The following is a 20,399-nucleotide window of genomic DNA, read 5'->3' as shown; positions in this document are numbered from 1 at the left end:
TGACATTTTTCAGGGAGAGAGTATGTCCCATATCAATTACAACCATCTCTATTATTTCTGGCACGTTTATAAAGAGGGATCCGTGGTTGGCGCGGCGGAAGCGCTGTATCTGACGCCGCAAACCATTACCGGACAGATCAAAGCGCTCGAGGAGCGTTTGCAGGGCAAATTGTTCAAGCGTAAAGGGCGCGGCCTTGAACCCAGCGAGCTTGGCGAACTGGTATTTCGCTATGCCGATAAAATGTTCACGCTCAGCCAGGAGATGCTGGATATCGTTAACTACCGCAAAGAGTCGAACCTGCTGTTTGATGTGGGCGTTGCGGATGCGCTGTCAAAACGTCTGGTCAGCAGCGTACTGGACGCGGCGGTGGTGGAAGATGAACAAATTCATCTGCGCTGCTTTGAGTCCACTCATGAAATGCTGCTGGAACAATTAAGCCAGCATAAGCTGGACATGATCATTTCCGACTGCCCGATCGATTCGACACAGCAGGAGGGGCTGTTTTCGGTAAAAATTGGCGAATGCAGCGTCAGCTTCTGGTGCACGAATCCGCTGCCGGAAAAGCCATTTCCGGCCTGCCTGGAGGAGCGCCGCCTGTTAGTGCCTGGTCGGCGTTCTATGCTGGGACGCAAATTGCTGAACTGGTTTAACTCTCAGGGGCTCAACGTCGAGATTTTAGGTGAGTTCGACGACGCGGCGTTAATGAAAGCCTTTGGTGCCACGCACAACGCGATTTTCGTCGCGCCTACGCTCTATGCAAATGATTTTTATGCAGATGATTCAATCGTTGAGATAGGACGCGTGGAGAACGTGATGGAGGAGTATCACGCGATATTTGCCGAGCGCATGATTCAACACCCGGCAGTGCAGCGCATCTGTAACAGCAACTATTCGGCGTTGTTTATGCCTGTGGCGAAATAAACCTCGTTAGCCGGATAACGCGCCGCCGCCATCCGGCACAGTCAAACGCCCGATCGCAGACATAAAAAAACCCGCGTTAGCGGGTTTTTTCACAAAGCGATAACGAACGGACGATTAAGCCAGTTTGTTGATCTGTGCAGTCAGGTTAGCTTTATGACGTGCAGCTTTGTTTTTGTGGATCAGACCTTTAGCAGCCTGACGGTCCACGATTGGTTGCATTTCGTTAAATGCTTTCTGTGCAGCAGCTTTGTCGCCAGCTTCGATAGCTGCGTATACTTTCTTGATGAAAGTACGCATCATAGAGCGACGGCTTGCGTTGTGCTTACGAGCCTTTTCAGACTGAACGGCGCGCTTCTTAGCTGATTTGATATTAGCCAAGGTCCAACTCCCAAATGTGTTCTATATGGACAATTCAAAGGCCGAGGAATATGCCCTTTTAGCCTTCTTTTGTCAATGGATTTGTGCAAATAAGCGCCGTTAATCTAGCGGCACTCGTTACGTAGTGATGGCGCAGGATTCTACCAGCTTGCGGGGCGTGAATACAGCTTTTCGACGATAAAAATTGAATTGCTTTGTCAGTTTAGGCGCTGAGTTTGCCTCATGGCGATGAAATCCATCTGCTTTTCGTTTTGGCGCATCAATCGCCGGTTAACCTTGACCGCGGTACAAGGTATACTTTGGCGATTTTCACTGTTTTGAGCCAGACATGAAGCTGATACGCGGCATACATAATCTTAGTCAGGCCCCGCACGGGTGTGTGTTGACTATTGGTAATTTCGACGGCGTGCATCGTGGTCACCGCGCGCTGCTGCAAGGTTTGCAGGAAGAAGGGCGCAAACGTGGCTTACCGGTGATGGTGATGATCTTTGAGCCGCAGCCGCTTGAGCTATTCGCGACGGATAAAGCGCCCGCACGGCTGACTCGCCTGCGGGAGAAACTGCGTTACCTGGCGGAATGTGGCGTCGATTACGTGCTGTGCGTGCGTTTTGACCGACGTTTCGCCGCGCTTACCGCGCAGACGTTTATCAGCGATCTGCTGGTCAAACGCCTCGGGGTGCAATTTCTGGCTGTGGGTGATGATTTCCGCTTTGGCGCTGGCCGGGCGGGCGATTTCTTGTTATTACAGAAGGCTGGCCTGGAGTATGGCTTTGATGTCACCAGCACCCAAACCTTCTGTGAAGGCGGCGTGCGTATCAGCAGCACCGCCGTGCGTCAGGCGCTGGCGGAAGACAATCTGGCGCTGGCGGAAAGTTTACTGGGGCACCCGTTTACTCTCTCCGGACGCGTTGTCCACGGTGATGAACTGGGACGCACCATTGGTTTTCCGACGGCGAATATCCCGCTGCGCCGTCAGGTCTCCCCGGTGAAAGGGGTGTATGCGGTAGAAGTGAGGGGGCTTGGCGAAAAGCCATTGCCCGGCGTGGTGAATATCGGAACCCGGCCAACGGTGTCGGGCGTGCGCCAACAGTTAGAAGTGCATTTGCTGGATATTGCAATGGACCTCTACGGTCGCCATATAGATGTAGTGCTGCGTAAAAAAATACGCAACGAGCAGCGGTTTGCTTCGCTGGATGAACTGAAAGCGCAGATTGCGCGAGATGAATTAACGGCCCGCGAGTTTTTTGGGCGATACCCGGCTTAAATGCCTATGTATTAAATACGGAACCGAGAATCTGATGAGTGACTATAAATCAACCCTGAATTTGCCGGAAACAGGGTTCCCGATGCGCGGCGATCTCGCCAAGCGCGAACCGGGAATGCTGGCGCGTTGGACTGATGATGATCTGTACGGCATCATTCGTGCGGCCAAAAAAGGCAAAAAAACCTTCATTCTGCATGATGGCCCTCCCTATGCGAATGGCAGCATTCATATTGGTCACTCGGTTAACAAGATTCTGAAAGACATTATCGTGAAGTCCAAAGGACTCGCGGGATTCGACTCGCCTTATGTTCCGGGCTGGGACTGCCACGGTCTGCCGATCGAACTGAAAGTGGAGCAAGAATACGGTAAGCCGGGTGAGAAATTCACCGCCGCCGAATTCCGCGCCAAATGCCGTGAATATGCCGCTACGCAGGTTGACGGTCAGCGAAAAGACTTCATTCGCCTGGGCGTGCTGGGTGACTGGTCGCATCCGTATCTGACGATGGACTTCAAAACCGAAGCCAACATCATTCGCGCGCTGGGTAAAATCATCGGCAACGGCCACCTGCATAAAGGCGCCAAGCCGGTGCACTGGTGCGTAGATTGCCGTTCCGCGCTGGCGGAAGCGGAAGTCGAGTATTACGACAAAACGTCCCCTTCGATCGACGTGGCGTTTCGGGCGGTTGATCAGGATGCAGTGCAGGCGAAGTTTGGCCTGCCGGGCGTCAGCGGGCCGATCTCGTTGGTTATCTGGACCACGACGCCGTGGACGCTGCCAGCCAACCGCGCGATCTCTCTGGCGCCGGATTTCGACTATGCGTTGGTGCAGATCGACGGTCAGGCGCTGATCCTGGCGAAAGATCTGGTGGAAAGCGTAATGCAGCGCATTGGCGTGGCGGACTACCGCATCCTCGGCACCGTAAAAGGCGCGGAGCTGGAACTGCTGCGTTTCACTCACCCGTTTATGGGATTTGACGTCCCGGCTATCCTCGGCGATCACGTAACGCTGGATGCAGGTACCGGCGCCGTACATACCGCTGGTGGTCACGGTCCTGACGACTATACCATCAGCCTGAAATACGGTCTGGAAATCGCCAACCCGGTAGGGCCGGACGGCGCGTATCTGGCTGGGACTTATCCTGGGCTGGACGGCGTTAACGTTTTCAAAGCTAACGACACGATCGTTGAGCTACTGCGTGAGAAAGGCGCGCTGCTGCACGTGGCCAAAATGCAGCACAGCTATCCGTGCTGCTGGCGTCATAAGTCGCCGATCATCTTCCGCGCCACTCCGCAGTGGTTCGTCAGCATGGATCAGAAAGGTCTGCGCGCCCAGTCGCTGAAAGAGATTAAAGGCGTGCAGTGGATCCCGGACTGGGGCCAGGCGCGTATCGAATCCATGGTGGCTAACCGTCCAGACTGGTGTATCTCACGTCAGCGTACCTGGGGCGTACCCATGTCGCTGTTCGTTCACAAAGATACCGAAGAGCTGCATCCTCGCGCCGTTGAACTGATGGAAGAGGTGGCCAAACGCGTTGAAGTTGACGGCATCCAGGCGTGGTGGGATCTCGACCCGAAAGAGATCCTGGGCGACGAAGCCGACCAGTACGTGAAGGTCCCGGATACCCTGGACGTGTGGTTTGACTCCGGGTCTACTCACGCCTCTGTGGTTGACGTGCGCCCTGAGTTTGCCGGTCACGCTGCCGACATGTATCTGGAAGGGTCTGACCAACACCGCGGCTGGTTTATGTCATCCCTGATGATCTCCACCGCCATGAAGGGCAAAGCGCCTTACCGCCAGGTTCTGACCCACGGCTTCACCGTTGACGGTCAGGGACGCAAGATGTCCAAGTCCATCGGCAACACCGTGTCGCCGCAGGACGTGATGAACAAACTGGGCGCAGACATTCTGCGTCTGTGGGTGGCATCTACCGACTACACCGGCGAAATGGCGGTGTCGGACGAGATCCTGAAACGTGCCGCCGACAGCTATCGTCGTATCCGTAATACCGCGCGTTTCCTGCTGGCGAACCTGAACGGGTTCGATCCGGTGAAAGACATGGTGAAACCGGAAGAGATGGTGGTGTTGGATCGCTGGGCGGTCGGCTGTGCGAAAACCGCGCAGGACGACATCCTGAAAGCCTACGAGGACTATGACTTCCATGAAGTGGTGCAGCGTCTGATGCGTTTCTGCTCCGTTGAAATGGGCTCGTTCTATCTCGACATCATCAAAGACCGCCAGTACACCGCGAAGGCAGACAGCGTCGCGCGTCGCAGCTGCCAGAGCGCGCTGTACCATATCGCAGAAGCGCTGGTGCGCTGGATGGCGCCGATCATGTCCTTCACCGCAGACGAAATCTGGGGCTACCTGCCGGGCGAGCGTGAGAAATACGTCTTTACCGGCGAGTGGTACGACGGTCTGTTTGGCTTAGGTGAAACCGAGCCAATGAACGATGCCTTCTGGGACGAACTGCTGAAAGTGCGTGGCGAAGTGAACAAGGTGATCGAGCAGGCGCGCGCGGACAAGAAAGTGGGCGGTTCTCTGGAGGCGGCAGTGACCCTGTACGCGGAACCGGAACTGGCTGCCATGCTGACCGCGCTGGGCGACGAATTACGATTTGTCCTGTTGACCTCGGGCGCGAAAGTCGCGGACTATGCGGAGGCTTCTGCCGACGCACAGCAGAGCGAATTGCTTAAAGGACTGAAAGTCGCGTTGAGTAAAGCCGAAGGTGATAAATGCCCGCGTTGCTGGCATTACACTACAGATGTCGGCAAGGTGGCGGAACATGCAGATATCTGCGGCCGCTGTGTCAGCAATGTCGCCGGTGATGGCGAAAAACGTAAGTTCGCCTGATGAGTAAACCGATCTTTTCAACAGGGCTACGCTGGCTGTGGCTGGTGGTGGTCGTGCTGATTATCGATCTGGGCAGCAAATACCTGATCCTCCAGAACTTTGCTCTGGGGGATACGGTGGCGCTGTTCCCGTCGCTTAATCTGCATTATGCGCGTAACTATGGCGCGGCGTTCAGTTTCCTCGCTGACAGCGGTGGCTGGCAGCGCTGGTTCTTTGCCGGTATTGCGATAGGTATCTGCCTTATTTTGACGGTGATGATGTACCGTTCAAAAGCGACGCAGAAACTAAATAACATTGCCTATGCGTTAATCATTGGCGGCGCGCTGGGTAATTTGTTTGATCGCCTGTGGCACGGCTTCGTCGTCGATATGATCGATTTCTACGTCGGGGACTGGCATTTCGCCACGTTTAACCTCGCCGACAGCGCGATTTGTATCGGCGCGGCGCTGATCGTGCTGGAAGGATTTATACCTTCCAGGCAAAAAACGGCGGCATAAACGCCGTATCCGGCCTTTGGGTAGAGGCCTGTTTAAGCAGGCCCGGTGACGCTTCGCATACCGGGCCTGGCGAAAGACAATAAGTGAGCAACCTGCATGTCTAAATCAGTACAGAGTAACAGTGCGGTGCTGGTGCACTTCACTTTAAAGCTCGACGATGGCTCCACCGCTGAGTCAACCCGTAACAACGGAAAGCCAGCGCTTTTTCGCCTGGGTGACGGCTCTCTGTCTGAAGGACTGGAGCAGCATCTTCTTGGCCTGAAGGCGGGCGATAAAACCACCTTTTCTCTGGAGCCGGATGCCGCGTTTGGCGTACCGACTCCTGACCTGATCCAGTATTTCTCTCGTCGTGAATTTATGGACGCGGGCGAACCTGAGATTGGGGCCATCATGCTCTTTACCGCAATGGACGGCAGTGAAATGCCTGGCGTGATCCGCGAGATCAACGGCGACTCGATCACCGTGGATTTCAACCATCCGCTGGCCGGGCATACCGTTCATTTTGATATTGAAGTGCTGGAAGTCGAACCGGCACTGGAGGCGTAAAATGCAGATCCTGTTGGCCAACCCGCGCGGTTTTTGCGCAGGTGTAGACCGCGCTATCAGCATTGTTGAAAACGCGCTGGCAATCTACGGCGCGCCCATTTATGTTCGTCACGAAGTGGTGCATAACCGCTACGTGGTCGACAGCCTGCGTGAACGTGGGGCGATCTTTATTGAACAGATCAGCGAAGTGCCGGACGGCGCGATTCTGATTTTTTCTGCCCACGGGGTTTCTCAGGCGGTACGCAACGAAGCCAAAAGCCGCGATCTGACCGTTTTTGACGCCACCTGTCCGCTGGTTACTAAGGTTCATATGGAAGTGGCGCGCGCCAGCCGCCGCGGTGAAGAGTCGATCCTGATTGGTCACGCGGGGCACCCGGAAGTGGAAGGGACGATGGGGCAGTACAGCAACCCGGAAGGGGGCATGTACCTGGTCGAGTCGCCGGATGATGTCTGGACGCTTGACGTTAAAAACGAAGGCAAACTCTCCTTCATGACTCAGACCACGCTGTCCGTCGACGATACCTCGGACGTGATAGACGCGCTGCGCCAGCGTTTCCCGAAAATCGTCGGTCCTCGCAAGGACGACATTTGTTACGCCACCACCAACCGTCAGGAAGCGGTGCGCGCCCTGGCGGAGCAGGCGGATGTGGTGCTGGTGGTCGGGTCGAAAAACTCCTCTAACTCCAACCGACTGGCTGAACTGGCGCAGCGGATGGGAAAAATGGCGTTTTTGATCGACGATGCCGCCGACATCCAGGAAGCCTGGGTGAAAGACGCGGAATGCGTGGGTGTCACTGCTGGCGCATCGGCGCCGGATATACTGGTGCAAAACGTCATCGCCCGCCTGCAGGAGCTTGGCGGCGGGGAGGCAGTCCCGCTTGAAGGCCGCGAAGAGAATATTGTCTTCGAGGTGCCGAAAGAGTTGCGCATCGACGCGCAGGAAATCAAATAACCTCTCTCGTGCTGACAGACGTGATAATGCCGGGTTTGTTACCCGGCATTTTTTCGCCGCATACTGGCAAGTTAATCGATTAATCTGCTACTCTGACGATGTTGTTCTCCTCGGGCCGGAGACACATATGAACCTTTCTTTTAGCCAGCCGCCGCGGCTGGAATGGACTACCGGCGATTTATCCGGTGGTCCGCTATTGCGTAAGTCAACGTGCATTCAGGATCTCACTGGGATATTCAGCGATGAGCGTGCCCGCCAGTCACTGGCCGGGGAACACATTGTGTATGAGGTTGAGATGCTGAACACGTCTCCCGCCGAAGGCGAGCTTTATACCGGGATAACCCACCTTTATCCCGGTCGTGTCGGTCACGAATATTTTATGACCCGCGGTCATTTTCATGCCCATCGCGAACAAGGTGAGGTCTATTTTGGGCTACACGGCGTCGGGTTGTTGCTGCTGCAAAATGAACAGGGCGAAGTACGTCTGGAAAAGGTCTTTACCGGCTCGGTCCATATCATCGCAGGTTATACCGCTCACCGGTTGATCAACACCGGAGACGAGGTACTCTCAGCGCTGGCCGTATGGCCGACGCTGGCGGGGCATGATTATCAGGCGCTGGCAAAAGGCTTCAATGTCCGGGTGTTTGAAGAGAATCAGCAACCGCTGGCGAGGACGGTGCAGAATGGCTGAACCTTCATCACGTTTTGGGCTGGATATGGCGGTGCATCATCACCCGCTGGGGTTTAGCTATGGCGAGGAAGTAACCGGACCCATGCCGGAAATTCGTCGGCTCGAACATATTCGAGCCTCTCTGCGCGACCCGCACTGTTGCGGGCCGGAGGATGTTTACGCTATCGCAATGGATGTCGCGCGGATGCAGGATCGTGACGAGCTGAAAAAACGGATGCTGCTGTTTGGCGTGGTGACCTACGCGGCAGGACGATTGGGTGAGGAGCCGATTCGAAGTCAGGGGCATGTTCATCGGATCAGCCAGCACAGCGGCTGGTCGCCGCCGGAGCTCTATGAGATCTGGCAGGGAAAAGCGATCGTTTATATGCAAGAGTATGTCGATGACGATCCAGGCCGCTGCTTCGCGGTGCTCGCCGGACCGGGCGAGAAAGTACTGGTGCCGCCAGGCTGGGGTCATGCCACGATCTCCGCCGATCCTGATTCGCCACTCACTTTTGGCGCCTGGTGTGACCGTGAATATGGCTTTGAATATGAGGCAGTCAGGGCACATAAAGGGTTGGCATGGTACCCGCTGCTACAGGGAAAAAACGTCGTCTGGCAGCATAATCCGCACTACATCGCTGGCCGGTTACAGGTCGTGACGCCCCGGCACTATACGGAGTTTGGGCTTAGCTCCGCGCCAATCTATCAGCAGTTTATTGACGAACCGGCGCGCTTCCAGTTTATTTCCCGTCCGGATAAAGTCGCCGAGCTTTGGACGCAGTTTCATCCATAAAAAACCGGGGCATCGCCCCGGCCATTCGTTTTGCGTTGACGCTCTTTATGCCATCACGCGGATTTAACCCGCAAACAGGCCCGTTGCGACTCCCAGCGCCGCCAGCACCAGAAGCAGTATCATCGCTTTTACCGGCGAGACGCCGCGCTTCGCCATCAAATACCAGGTGCCAAGCACCACGACCAGCGGCAGGAGCTGAGGGAAGATGCCATCCAGCATCTGTTGAACATGAATATTTACGCCATCCTGCGTGATAAATTCCAGCCCGGTGCCTAACTTCACGTAGCTTGCCGCAACGCCGCCCATGACAAACACGCCCAGTAACGACAACGCTTCGCGCAGGCGGGTAGATTTACTGCTCACCAGCATCTCAACCGAACCAGAACCCATTTTGTAACCTTTCAAAAACAGGAACCAGGAGCCGGGAATGATGATCGCCAGCCAGGCGACGGTATAAAAAAGCGGCCCCAGTATATTTCCCCCTGCGGCGAGCGCCATGCCGATACTCAACAGAATGGGGATCAACATCCCTGGGATCATGGAATCGCCAATACCGGCAATTGGGCCCATCAGGCCGACTTTTAGGGTGTTAATGGTCTCGCCGTCAATGGGTTCGCCGTTGGCTTTTTTCTCTTCCAGCCCCAGCGCCATGCCGTTTACGATAGCGCCAATCTGCGGTTCGGTGTTGTAGAACGAGGCGTGGCGTCGCAGCATTTCGGTACGCTGCGCGGCATCCGGATAGAGCTTTTTCGCGACCGGCAGCATGCTCAGACAAAAGCCAAACGACTCCAGACGTTCAAAGCTCATTGAGGAGAGGTTATGCATCATCCATGCTCGCCAGCAGCGCCGGAGATCTTTGCGGGTCAGGGAACGTTCTTCCATCAGAATTCATCCTCATCATCTGTCGCGGCGGACGCCGCATTAGCCGCCTGCGGCGCTTCCGGCTTGTAGTTATAGTGAATCAACGCCAGCAGCGAACCGACGATCACCAGCGCGACCATGTTCAGTTTTAAGAAAACGATGCAGACAAAACCCACGAGGAAATAGATCAACATGGTGTAGTTTTTAATGATCTGCTTGAGGAGGATGGCGATCCCCACGGCGGGCAGAATGCCGCCCAGTACGTTCATCGTTGACAGCACGACGCCTGGTAAGCTGTCCATAAAGCCGCTGATATACTGTGCGCCGAAGTAAACGGCAATAAAGGTCGGAACGAAACGTAAAATAAAATTTGTCACCTGTGGCCAAATGGCGCTGTTAAGGTAGATGCCGCGCTCGTCGCCGCGCTCCAGCGCCACGTCGGCCCGATGGTTCCAGAAAGAGTTAAGCACCATCATCGCATTAAACAGGATGGTTCCGGCGATACCGATCGTTGCCGCCAGCGCGACCGCCACTTCAGGGCCTTTTCCGGACAGGATCCCAAGGGCAATCGCCGGGTAAGCCACAAAGTTAAGATCGGCGGGCATGGAGCCGCCGGGCGTCACCATGGCGATGTACACGGCCTGAACCGCAACGCCAATGATGATGCCGGTTTTCATATCGCCGAGGATGATCCCCACCAGCATACCGGAAATCAGCGGTCGGGTGATCAGATACCAGCCGCCCGTCAGCCCAAGAAGCCAGGGGCTACTGAGGGCGCCGAGATAGCACAGAATACCGATTAACGTCGCTTCGAAAATCATCGTCCCCTCCTTATTTCAGCTTCTGGCGTGCGTCCTGCCAGCTGTAGAAACCAGCATCCGGCACCAGGCGGAACTCCACCTGATGTCCGCGCTGCGTCAGCCAGTCAAACGCGGCGATTTCGTCTGGATTGACCGACTGGTTAGGGCCGATGGTGGTGGTGCCGGCGCGGGCGCTCATCGGGCCGACGTTGATTTTGCCATTGCTGTTCTGCAGGCTGATGCCTGCCTCTTCGAGGCGCTTTAACGTGACGGGCGATTTGCCAATCACGAAATAACGCTTCTCACTGGCGATAACCTTTGGCAACTTCTCAATCGCGGTCGCCGTATCAAATAACCAGACTTTAGTGTCCTGAACCGCGCCTTTCATGACTGATGAGAGCAGAGGATCGGCCGCAACGGCGTCGTCGATCGCGACAATGCCGTCACAGGGCAGCTCTCTGGCCCAACGTGTCACGAGCTGCCCATGGATAACGCGGTCATCAATACGTACAAAAGAAATACTCATGGTGGTTTCCTTTAAAAATCATCTGACTGAACGGTTAAAACCGGGGCGGCTTTAATCAACGTCGGTACGGTTAACGCCAGCAGCTCGGCTGCGGCGGCATGCACGTCCGTTAAGTGGCAGATCTCTTCGCTTTGCAGCAGCATGGGAAAATTAACGCCTGCGACAACGGCGACAGGCGGTAAGGTCCGGGCAGAGAATGCATGCTGGCAGGCGACATTCCAGGGCGTGCCGCTTTGCATATCGCACAGTACCAGCACGCCATCCGCGTTTTGCCCGGCATCGGCCAGGGCTTTCGCAAAGCTCTCTTTAAATCCTTCAATCCCGGCCTGGTCGCTCAGCGTAACGGTGTGGACGTGCGGTAATTCGCCGTAAACCATACGGCCACTGGCGAGGAGCGCTTCTGCCAGCGGTCCGTGGGTGGCGACAAGAATGTTGATCATACGGTTATCCTCTTACCCAGGCTTTGATGGTGGCGAATGGCCGGTCGACACTGTTGCCAGACGGCGTAATCCGGTATTCGCCTACGGCCGCCGGAATGATAAATGTCTCAGCGTAGCGAACGGTAAATGGGGCGAACGCACCGCTGGGGCTGTCGACAATCGCCTCTGCCCCTTCCACCAGATTCAGAACGTTAACGCCACCCTGGGTGTGATGGATTACCGGCGCGGTAAACCAGTGGCGACGCGTTTCGATAAACTCTCGCTCATGCATGCCGGTGCGTTCTTCTCTCCAGCCTTCCCCTTGCGCAATGGGTTCAATGCGGTTAACCAGATTGTCGTAGACCCACTGCGTATCCCGCTGCCAGTCAATAACGCGCTCGCCGTGTTCAAGATGCACAGGCCGGGGCAAACCGTCTAAACCTAAGCGTCCCCAGTCCCACAGTTTGAAGGTGAAGATATACGGCGTCGCACTGATTTCCAGCACCATGGTGCCCGCGCCGGAACAGTGAACGGTGCCTGCCGGGATGAGAAAGTGATCGTGCTGGCGGGCTGGGATCTGATTTACGAAACGCGCATCGTCGAACGTTCTTTCTCCACGTTCCGCGGCGCGCAGGTCATCCAGCATCGCCTGCGGCTCAATGCCCGTTTGGGTGCCCAGATACACCACCGCGCCGGGCTGTGCGGCGAGAATGTAATAACTTTCATCCTGGGTATAGTGCATCCCGAACTGCTGCTGGATATATTCCGTCAGCGGGTGAACCTGAAAGCTGAGATTCTGCCCGTCGATGGTGTCGAGAAAATCAAAACGAATCGGAAATTCCGCGCCGAAGCGGGCATGGACCTTCTCACCGAGAAGGGGACGAGGGTAAAGCAAAACTAAATCCTGAGAGGGGATCTCGATCCGTACGGCGCCAAAACGCAGTAACAGGCTGTTTTCCTCGGGCACGCAATCAAAACACCACGCGTAATTGGGTGCCGCAGGATCGAGATCAAACTGCTGCTTCATCCACTGACCGCCCCAGACGCCGGGGTCAAAGAAAGGAACAACGCGAAACGGCTGGGTGGTGGTCTGCTGCAGGCCAGCGCGTAGCGCATCGCCGCTGACCATGGCAGGCGCGTTTTCAACGGTGGAATCAAGCAAAAAGTCGGCGCGCTTGAGCAGTGGCGTTTTGTGTCTGTCAAAGACACGCCATTCAATGAAAAAAGCGCGTTTGTAGCGACGGAGAATATCCTCGTCCGGATTTTCCGCCCCCCAGTTGCTCAGCCCGTGATGGCGCATACGCTGCTGGATTTCCCAGCGAGGGAGATCGGCATAGACGAGGATATCGCCGGGATGCGCCAGCGCTGCGCCGGGACCATATACGACGACCAGGCCCTCTGCTACCGAGGCGATGCGCTGGCGAATCTGATTGAGTTTGTCAGGATCAAAAAACTCAACAAGCTGATGGCAGGAAAGAACGCCGAACACCCGGTCGTCGGTCAGGTTGCGGGCCAGAAGATCGTGTAATGCCTCTTTACCGAGGCGGGCAGATTCGATATTCACCACCAACGCGGCATTTAAGGTGGCCAGAAGCCGTTGTTCCAGCTCATCTGAGCGCACGCCCGGATAGCAATCCACGACCAGCACGCGTTTTGTCAAACCTGAAACCCTGGTGTTGAGCACAGAAGCAATAGAATCCCAGCCTTGCCAGGCCTGGGTGTCATAACCCTGAACGACAACCTCAGGGAATTTATTATAGGTAGTCTGCATGTTGAGTCTCCGTAATCGCTGGATTAAGATTAATCGATTAACCTTAAATTCAAAGCGTGGTTAACGCGATTAACCCGCCATAATCGGAAACAAACCGGGATCATGCGGCGTCCGTGTGATGAGTATCACAGGCCAGAGGCGCCAGATTGGGGTTATTCGATTAACTGGCGTTTCACAAGGAGAAATCATGACAACAGTCACGTTAGCGCAGGTCGCGAAGCGCGCAGGGGTGTCGACGGCGACCGTTTCGATGGTACTGCGCAACCGGGGGCGTATATCGCAGGCCACGCGTGAGCGAGTGCTGAAAGCGCTGGACGAGTCTGGCTATGTTTACAATCAAACGGCCGCGAATCTACGCAACCGGAGTAGCAACCAGGTAGGGTTGTTGCTGCATGACATCACCAACCCGTTCTACGGCGAGATGACCGCCGGGCTGAGCCATGAGATGGAACGGCATGACTTGCTGCTGTTTCTGGCGAACAGTGAAGAATCCGGCGAGCGGCAGCAAAAATTTGTGGATTCCCTGATGCGAAACAACGCCTGCGGCATGGTGCTTTGCGCAGCGCGGGAAACGCCAGTCTCGTTTTTTGCCGCGCTGAAAAGACGCAATATCCCCGCCATAATGGTGGTCCGCCCGCTCAGCGATCCTGATTTTGACTTTGTGGGCACCGATAACTTCCTCGGTACTCAGATGGCGACGACGCATTTACTCAGGTTGGGGCATAAGAATATCGCTTTTATCGGCGGTAGCCCAAGCTCTGGCAGTCGGGCGCAGCGAATGGGGGGATTCACCAGTACGTTGATGGAGTGGGGGATCTCACCGAATCCAGACTGGATCGTCGCCGCCGAAGCCAGTCAGATCGACGGCGCCAGAGTGGCGGAATCATTACTTACCCGCTATCCGCAGATCACCGCCGCTGTCTGTTATCAGGATATCGTTGCGCTAGGGGTTATGCAGGCGCTGCGTAAAATGGGACGGGAACCGGGGAACGATTTTGCGCTGGTGGGATTTGACGATATCACCGAAGCGGCGCTGGTGCAGCCCGCGTTGACAACCGTTTCGGTTGCGGCAAAAGAGATTGGTCGCAAAGCGGGTGAGCTGTTGTACAGCCGCATCCAGGGGAACGATGAACCGCCGAAACGAATCATTCTGCCGCCCGCGCTGGTGATCAGAGAGTCATGCGGTTTTCGCTGAGTATCATGCCTTTTACTGATACTCCCTCCTGTTTATCATAAAATTCTAATTATCGGCGATTTCAGATGGCGGCTTTGTCTCGGGCTGGTTAATCTGAAAACGATTTACATCATTTTAACGTAAGAGAATAACTATGCATGATGCACAGGTCCGCGTCGCGATAGCGGGCGCGGGGGGCCGTATGGGTCGCCAGCTGATTCAGGCAGCCCTTGAAATGGAAGGCGTTGCGCTTGGTGCGGCGCTGGAGCGCGAAGGATCGTCATTGCTGGGCGCCGATGCCGGTGAGCTGGCGGGCGTCGGCAAAACGGGAGTGACTGTACAATGCAGCCTCGAGGCGGTAACCGACGATTTTGATGTTTTCATCGACTTTACGCGCCCGGAAGGCACGTTGAATCATCTGGCATTTTGTCGTCAACACGGCAAAGGCATGGTCATTGGCACCACCGGTTTCGATGACGCAGGCAAACAGGCGATTCGTGAGGCGGCAGCTGACATCGGCATTGTCTTCGCGGCAAATTTCAGCGTTGGGGTAAACGTCATGCTGAAGCTGCTGGAGAAGGCGGCAAAAGTCATGGGCGATTATACCGATATCGAAATTATTGAAGCGCACCATCGCCATAAGGTTGACGCGCCGTCCGGCACCGCGCTGGCGATGGGCGAGGCAATAGCGCATGCGCTGGATAAAGATCTGAAAGCGTGCGCCGTGTACAGCCGTGAAGGTTACACCGGCGAGCGTGTGCCGGGTACCATTGGCTTTGCTACCGTGCGTGCGGGCGACATTGTTGGTGAACACACTGCGATGTTTGCCGATATTGGCGAGCGTATCGAGATTACCCATAAGGCCTCCAGCCGTATGACCTTTGCCAACGGCGCGGTAAGATCGGCGCTTTGGGTCAGTACAAAGCAAAGCGGCCTTTTTGATATGCGAGATGTCCTGAATTTACACAGTTTATGATGTGTTATTACCCTTCGTGATGTGGTTATTGTAATCTTAATGTGTTGATTACATAGGGCAATATTTTATTGCCCTTTTATTTTAACGCCTTACCTTTAAAGTTTTCTTGTAATGCCTGAAATTCTACTTTTTATTATTAAATATTGTGGCTGAAATGTAAATTTTGACCAGATGGTCCACTTTTTCCAGCGCTACCGCCATTTTTTATATTCTTCTTGCTGCGCAAGCGTTTTCTCAACCAGGTTAGTTGCTCTTTTTGCCCGTTAATCCGTCCTTTTTACCTCCAGGTTGCAAAAGAATATAAAAAATACTGCCTTTAAGTTGACTTTTAGCTGCCTTATCTCCAGAATGCCGCCGTTTGCCAGAAATTCAAGGTAAGCAAATTTGCATTGATTCATCGCGTATAAATGAATTAGTATGCAAATAAAGTGAGTGAATATTCTCTGGAGGGTGTTTTGATTAAGTCAGCGCTATTGGTTCTGGAAGACGGAACCCAGTTTCACGGTCGGGCCATAGGGGCAACAGGTTCGGCGGTTGGGGAAGTCGTTTTCAATACTTCAATGACCGGTTATCAAGAAATCCTCACTGATCCTTCCTATTCCCGCCAAATCGTTACTCTTACTTATCCCCATATCGGCAATGTCGGCACCAATGCTGCTGATGAAGAATCTTCTCAGGTTCATGCGCAAGGCCTCGTCATTCGTGACCTGCCGCTGATCGCCAGCAACTTCCGCAACACCGAAGACCTCTCGTCTTACCTGAAACGCCATAACATCGTGGCGATTGCTGATATCGATACTCGTAAGCTGACGCGTCTGTTACGTGAAAAGGGCGCGCAAAACGGCTGCATCATCGCGGGCGATAATCCGGATGCGCAGCTGGCGCTGGAAAAAGCGAAAGCCTTCCCGGGCCTGAACGGGATGGATTTGGCGAAAGAAGTGACCACGGCGGAAGCGTATAGCTGGACCCAGGGAAGCTGGACGCTGGCAAATGACCTGCCGGAAGCAAAACAACAAGACGAACTGCCGTTCCACGTGGTCGCCTATGACTTTGGCGCCAAGCGCAATATCCTGCGCATGCTGGTGGACAGAGGCTGCCGCCTGACGGTGGTGCCCGCGAAAACCTCAGCGGAAGATGTTCTGAAAATGAACCCGGACGGCATCTTCCTTTCAAATGGCCCTGGCGACCCGGCGCCGTGTGACTATGCTATCGACGCAATCCAGACATTCCTCGAAACCGATGTGCCGGTATTCGGTATCTGCCTCGGTCATCAGCTCCTGGCGCTGGCGAGCGGCGCGAAGACCGTGAAGATGAAATTCGGTCACCACGGCGGCAACCACCCGGTAAAAGATATCGACAACAATACCGTAATGATTACGGCGCAGAATCACGGCTTTGCCGTCGATGAAGCCACGCTGCCGGCGAACCTGCGCGTGACCCATAAGTCCCTTTTCGACCATACCCTGCAAGGTATTCATCGCACCGATAAGCCAGCGTTTAGTTTCCAGGGGCACCCGGAAGCCAGCCCAGGTCCGCACGACGCCGCGCCGTTGTTCGACCACTTTATCGAGTTAATTGAGCAGTACCGTCAGTCCGCGAAATAATCAGGAGTTAAGAGAGCCATGCCAAAACGTACAGACATAAAAAGTATCCTGATTCTGGGCGCGGGTCCGATTGTTATCGGTCAGGCGTGCGAGTTTGACTACTCCGGCGCGCAGGCGTGTAAAGCCCTGCGTGAAGAGGGTTACCGCGTTATCCTGGTCAACTCTAACCCGGCGACCATCATGACCGACCCGGAAATGGCCGATGCGACCTACATCGAGCCGATTCACTGGGAAGTCGTGCGTAAAATCATCGAAAAAGAGCGTCCGGACGCGGTGCTGCCGACGATGGGCGGCCAGACGGCGCTGAACTGCGCGCTGGAGCTGGAGCGTCAGGGCGTGCTGGAAGAGTTCGGCGTGACCATGATTGGCGCAACCGCCGACGCGATCGATAAAGCCGAAGACCGTCGCCGTTTCGACATCGCGATGAAAAAAATCGGTCTCGACACCGCGCGTTCCGGTATCGCCCATAACCTGGAAGAAGCGCTGGCGGTGGCCGCCGACGTCGGTTATCCGTGCATCATCCGTCCGTCCTTTACTATGGGCGGCACCGGCGGCGGTATCGCCTACAACCGCGAAGAGTTTGAAGAAATCTGTACGCGCGGTCTGGATCTTTCCCCTACCAACGAGCTGCTGATTGATGAATCGCTGATCGGCTGGAAAGAGTATGAGATGGAAGTGGTGCGTGATAAAAACGACAACTGCATCATCGTCTGCTCCATCGAAAACTTCGACGCGATGGGTATCCACACCGGCGACTCGATCACCGTTGCGCCTGCCCAGACGCTGACCGACAAAGAATACCAAATCATGCGTAACGCCTCGATGGCTGTGCTGCGTGAAATCGGCGTTGAAACCGGCGGTTCTAACGTTCAGTTCGCGGTGAACCCGAAGAATGGTCGCCTGATTGTCATTGAGATGAACCCGCGCGTGTCGCGTTCGTCGGCGCTGGCCTCTAAAGCCACCGGCTTCCCGATTGCGAAAGTGGCGGCGAAACTGGCGGTGGGCTACACCCTTGACGAACTGATGAACGACATCACCGGTGGGCGTACCCCGGCCTCGTTCGAGCCGTCTATCGACTACGTGGTGACTAAAATCCCACGCTTTAACTTTGAAAAATTTGCTGGCAGCAATGACCGCCTGACTACCCAGATGAAGTCGGTGGGCGAAGTGATGGCGATTGGCCGCACCCAGCAGGAATCGATGCAGAAAGCGCTGCGCGGGCTGGAAGTGGGCGCGACCGGCTTCGACCCGAAAGTCAGTCTCGACGATCCGGAAGCGCTGACCAAAATTCGCCGCGAGCTGAAAGACGCTGGCGCGGATCGTATTTGGTATATCGCTGACGCGTTCCGTGCGGGACTTTCCGTAGACGGCGTCTTCAACCTGACCAACATCGACCGCTGGTTCCTGGTGCAAATTGAAGAGCTGGTCCGTCTGGAAGAAAAAGTCGCGGAGCTGGGCATCAATGGCCTGACCGCCGACTTCCTGCGCCAGCTTAAGCGCAAAGGCTTCGCTGATGCGCGGCTGGCGAAACTGGCGGGCGTACGCGAAGCGGAAATCCGCAAGCTGCGCGACCAGTACGACCTGCACCCGGTCTACAAGCGCGTGGATACCTGCGCGGCGGAATTCGCCACCGACACCGCCTACATGTACTCGACCTATGAAGACGAATGTGAAGCGAACCCGTCCGTCGACCGCGACAAGATTATGGTGCTGGGCGGCGGTCCAAACCGTATCGGCCAGGGCATTGAGTTCGACTACTGTTGCGTACACGCCTCGCTGGCGCTGCGCGAAGACGGTTACGAGACCATCATGGTCAACTGTAACCCGGAAACGGTCTCCACCGACTACGACACCTCCGACCGCCTGTACTTTGAGCCGGTTACCCTGGAAGACGTGCTGGAAATCGTGCGTATCGAAAAACCGAAAGGGGTTATCGTCCAGTACGGCGGCCAGACTCCGCTGAAGCTGGCGCGCGCGCTGGAAGCCGCGGGCGTACCGGTTATCGGCACCAGCCCTGACGCCATCGACCGGGCGGAAGACCGTGAACGCTTCCAGCATGCGGTTGACCGTCTGAAGCTGAAACAGCCGGCGAACGCGACTGTCACCGCCATTGAACAAGCGGTAGAAAAAGCGAAAGAGATCGGCTATCCGCTGGTGGTGCGTCCTTCTTACGTACTTGGCGGACGGGCGATGGAAATCGTCTATGACGAAGCGGATCTGCGTCGTTACTTCCAGACCGCGGTCAGCGTCTCCAACGACGCGCCGGTGCTGCTTGACCGCTTCCTCGACGATGCGGTTGAAGTGGATGTGGATGCGATTTGCGATGGTGAAAGGGTGCTGATTGGCGGCATCATGGAGCACATCGAGCAGGCAGGCGTTCACTCCGGCGATTCCGCCTGTTCGCTGCCAGCCTACACCCTGAGCCAGGAAATTCAGGACGTGATGCGCCAGCAGGTGCAGAAGCTGGCCTTCGAATTGCAAGTTCGCGGTCTGATGAACGTCCAGTTTGCGGTCAAGGACAACGAAGTCTATCTGATTGAAGTGAACCCGCGTGCCGCGCGTACCGTACCGTTCGTCTCCAAAGCCACCGGCGTACCGCTGGCGAAAGTGGCGGCGCGCGTAATGGTGGGCAAATCGCTGGCCGAGCAGGGGGTGACAGAAGAGATTATTCCGCCTTACTACTCGGTGAAAGAGGTGGTGCTGCCGTTCAACAAATTCCCTGGCGTTGACCCGCTGTTAGGGCCGGAAATGCGCTCTACCGGGGAAGTGATGGGGGTGGGACGCACCTTTGCGGAAGCGTTCGCCAAGGCGCAGTTGGGCAGTAACTCCACGATGAAAAAACAAGGCCGTGCGCTGCTCTCCGTTCGCGAAGGCGATAAAGAACGCGTGGTAGACCTTGCCGCGAAGCTGCTGAAGCAGGGCTTTGAGCTGGATGCGACTCACGGTACGGCGATCGTACTGGGTGAAGCCGGTATTAACCCGCGTCTGGTAAACAAAGTGCATGAAGGCCGTCCTCACATTCAGGACCGTATCAAGAATGGCGAGTACACCTACATCATTAACACCACCGCCGGGCGTCGCGCGATTGAAGATTCCCGCGTCATTCGCCGCAGCGCGTTGCAGTACAAGGTGCATTACGACACCACCCTGAACGGCGGTTTCGCCACCGCGATGGCGCTTAATGCTGACGCCACGGAGAAAGTGATCTCCGTACAGGAAATGCACGCGCAAATTAAAAAATAACCGACCCTGATGTTCCACGGTCTTAAAAACGGTTCCGGAAACGGAGCCGTTTTTTTATGCAATCAGTCGTTTCCTGGCGAAATATACTGCAATAGCAGAAATGTGAATGTAACAAGCAAGATTTGGATCACACTCATGACCCGGCAAGT

18 protein-coding genes and 1 pseudogene are annotated in these 20,399 nt (G+C 55.5%); 13 read left to right on the top strand and 6 right to left on the bottom strand.

All coding sequences use genetic code 11. The features are described from left to right. The first annotated feature begins 22 nt into the window (after positions 1-22). A complete protein-coding gene (gene nhaR / locus HVX72_RS17700; protein ID WP_042290226.1) occupies positions 23-922 on the top strand; it encodes a transcriptional activator NhaR in 900 nt (299 codons plus the stop codon). A 114-nt stretch (positions 923-1,036) separates the two neighbouring features. Here nhaR and rpsT read toward each other — a convergent pair whose 3' ends face one another. Further along, positions 1,037-1,300, bottom strand: a complete 264-nt coding sequence (rpsT, locus tag HVX72_RS17695) for a 30S ribosomal protein S20 (protein ID WP_002887965.1) — start codon at positions 1,298-1,300, stop codon at positions 1,037-1,039. A gap of 102 nt (positions 1,301-1,402) precedes the next feature. Between rpsT and HVX72_RS22255 the strand changes: the two are divergent. The 8 genes and pseudogenes from HVX72_RS22255 (at position 1,403) to HVX72_RS17660 (ending at position 8,876) form a co-directional block, all read left to right on the top strand. Continuing rightward, positions 1,403-1,621: pseudogene (locus HVX72_RS22255) on the top strand (DUF2575 domain-containing protein). Between the two features lie 7 nt (positions 1,622-1,628). Next, on the top strand, positions 1,629-2,564 hold the full coding sequence (ribF, locus tag HVX72_RS17690) for a bifunctional riboflavin kinase/FAD synthetase (RefSeq protein ID WP_181822007.1): 936 nt from the start codon (positions 1,629-1,631) through the stop codon (positions 2,562-2,564). Positions 2,565-2,598: 34 nt separating this feature from the next. Beyond that, the gene (gene ileS, locus HVX72_RS17685; protein ID WP_042290217.1) at positions 2,599-5,415 is read left to right on the top strand and encodes an isoleucine--tRNA ligase; all 2,817 of its coding nucleotides are present in this window, start codon (positions 2,599-2,601) and stop codon (positions 5,413-5,415) included. After that, entirely contained in the window at positions 5,415-5,912 is a 498-nt protein-coding gene (gene lspA, locus HVX72_RS17680) for a signal peptidase II (RefSeq protein WP_042290214.1), read from the top strand. The genes ileS and lspA overlap by 1 nt, the downstream gene beginning before the upstream one ends. A 96-nt stretch (positions 5,913-6,008) precedes the next feature. Continuing rightward, positions 6,009-6,458 (top strand): FKBP-type peptidyl-prolyl cis-trans isomerase, encoded by a 450-nt coding sequence (gene fkpB / locus HVX72_RS17675; RefSeq protein ID WP_042290212.1) that lies wholly within the window; start codon positions 6,009-6,011, stop codon positions 6,456-6,458. Position 6,459: 1 nt separating this feature from the next. Further along, positions 6,460-7,410: a 4-hydroxy-3-methylbut-2-enyl diphosphate reductase gene (gene ispH / locus HVX72_RS17670; protein ID WP_042290209.1), complete on the top strand. Its 951-nt coding sequence runs from the start codon at positions 6,460-6,462 to the stop codon at positions 7,408-7,410. A gap of 127 nt (positions 7,411-7,537) precedes the next feature. After that, on the top strand, positions 7,538-8,101 hold the full coding sequence (locus tag HVX72_RS17665; RefSeq protein ID WP_181822006.1) for a glucose-6-phosphate isomerase family protein: 564 nt from the start codon (positions 7,538-7,540) through the stop codon (positions 8,099-8,101). Further along, positions 8,094-8,876: a glucose-6-phosphate isomerase family protein gene (locus HVX72_RS17660; protein WP_181822005.1), complete on the top strand. Its 783-nt coding sequence runs from the start codon at positions 8,094-8,096 to the stop codon at positions 8,874-8,876. Before HVX72_RS17665 ends, HVX72_RS17660 begins: the two co-directional genes overlap by 8 nt. A 63-nt stretch (positions 8,877-8,939) precedes the next feature. Here HVX72_RS17660 and HVX72_RS17655 read toward each other — a convergent pair whose 3' ends face one another. The 5 genes from HVX72_RS17655 to HVX72_RS17635 are packed head-to-tail and all read right to left on the bottom strand — an operon-like array spanning position 8,940 to position 13,253. Beyond that, positions 8,940-9,758: a PTS system mannose/fructose/sorbose family transporter subunit IID gene (locus tag HVX72_RS17655; protein ID WP_042290202.1), complete on the bottom strand. Its 819-nt coding sequence runs from the start codon at positions 9,756-9,758 to the stop codon at positions 8,940-8,942. Then, positions 9,758-10,558 carry a PTS sugar transporter subunit IIC gene (locus HVX72_RS17650; protein ID WP_042290199.1) on the bottom strand — a complete coding sequence of 267 codons (801 nt, stop codon included), beginning with the start codon at positions 10,556-10,558 and terminating at the stop codon, positions 9,758-9,760. The genes HVX72_RS17655 and HVX72_RS17650 overlap by 1 nt, the downstream gene beginning before the upstream one ends. Positions 10,559-10,568: 10 nt before the next feature. After that, the gene (locus tag HVX72_RS17645) at positions 10,569-11,063 is read right to left on the bottom strand and encodes a PTS sugar transporter subunit IIB (RefSeq protein ID WP_042290197.1); all 495 of its coding nucleotides are present in this window, start codon (positions 11,061-11,063) and stop codon (positions 10,569-10,571) included. 11 nt (positions 11,064-11,074) lie between these two features. After that, positions 11,075-11,503, bottom strand: a complete 429-nt coding sequence (locus HVX72_RS17640; protein WP_042290195.1) for a PTS sugar transporter subunit IIA — start codon at positions 11,501-11,503, stop codon at positions 11,075-11,077. Positions 11,504-11,507: 4 nt separating this feature from the next. After that, positions 11,508-13,253 (bottom strand): class I mannose-6-phosphate isomerase, encoded by a 1,746-nt coding sequence (locus HVX72_RS17635; RefSeq protein WP_181822004.1) that lies wholly within the window; start codon positions 13,251-13,253, stop codon positions 11,508-11,510. Between the two features lie 187 nt (positions 13,254-13,440). Between HVX72_RS17635 and HVX72_RS17630 the strand changes: the two genes are divergently transcribed. The 4 genes from HVX72_RS17630 (at position 13,441) to carB (ending at position 20,250) form a co-directional block, all read left to right on the top strand. Next, a complete protein-coding gene (locus HVX72_RS17630; RefSeq protein WP_042290191.1) occupies positions 13,441-14,448 on the top strand; it encodes a LacI family DNA-binding transcriptional regulator in 1,008 nt (335 codons plus the stop codon). A gap of 133 nt (positions 14,449-14,581) precedes the next feature. Beyond that, positions 14,582-15,403 (top strand): 4-hydroxy-tetrahydrodipicolinate reductase, encoded by an 822-nt coding sequence (gene dapB / locus HVX72_RS17625; RefSeq protein WP_181822003.1) that lies wholly within the window; start codon positions 14,582-14,584, stop codon positions 15,401-15,403. Positions 15,404-15,858: 455 nt separating this feature from the next. Next, positions 15,859-17,007, top strand: a complete 1,149-nt coding sequence (gene carA, locus HVX72_RS17620; protein WP_060570759.1) for a glutamine-hydrolyzing carbamoyl-phosphate synthase small subunit — start codon at positions 15,859-15,861, stop codon at positions 17,005-17,007. Between the two features lie 18 nt (positions 17,008-17,025). Beyond that, complete coding sequence (gene carB, locus HVX72_RS17615) at positions 17,026-20,250, top strand: carbamoyl-phosphate synthase large subunit (protein ID WP_181822002.1); 3,225 nt, start codon at positions 17,026-17,028, stop codon at positions 20,248-20,250. Positions 20,251-20,399 lie beyond the last annotated feature (149 nt).

The organism is Citrobacter sp. RHB21-C05 (genome assembly GCF_013889015.1).
GTDB classification, from domain to species: Bacteria; Pseudomonadota; Gammaproteobacteria; order Enterobacterales; family Enterobacteriaceae; genus Citrobacter_A; species Citrobacter_A sedlakii.
The sequence above is the reverse complement of the archived record's forward strand: the minus strand, read 5'-3'. Positions and strand labels throughout refer to the sequence as shown.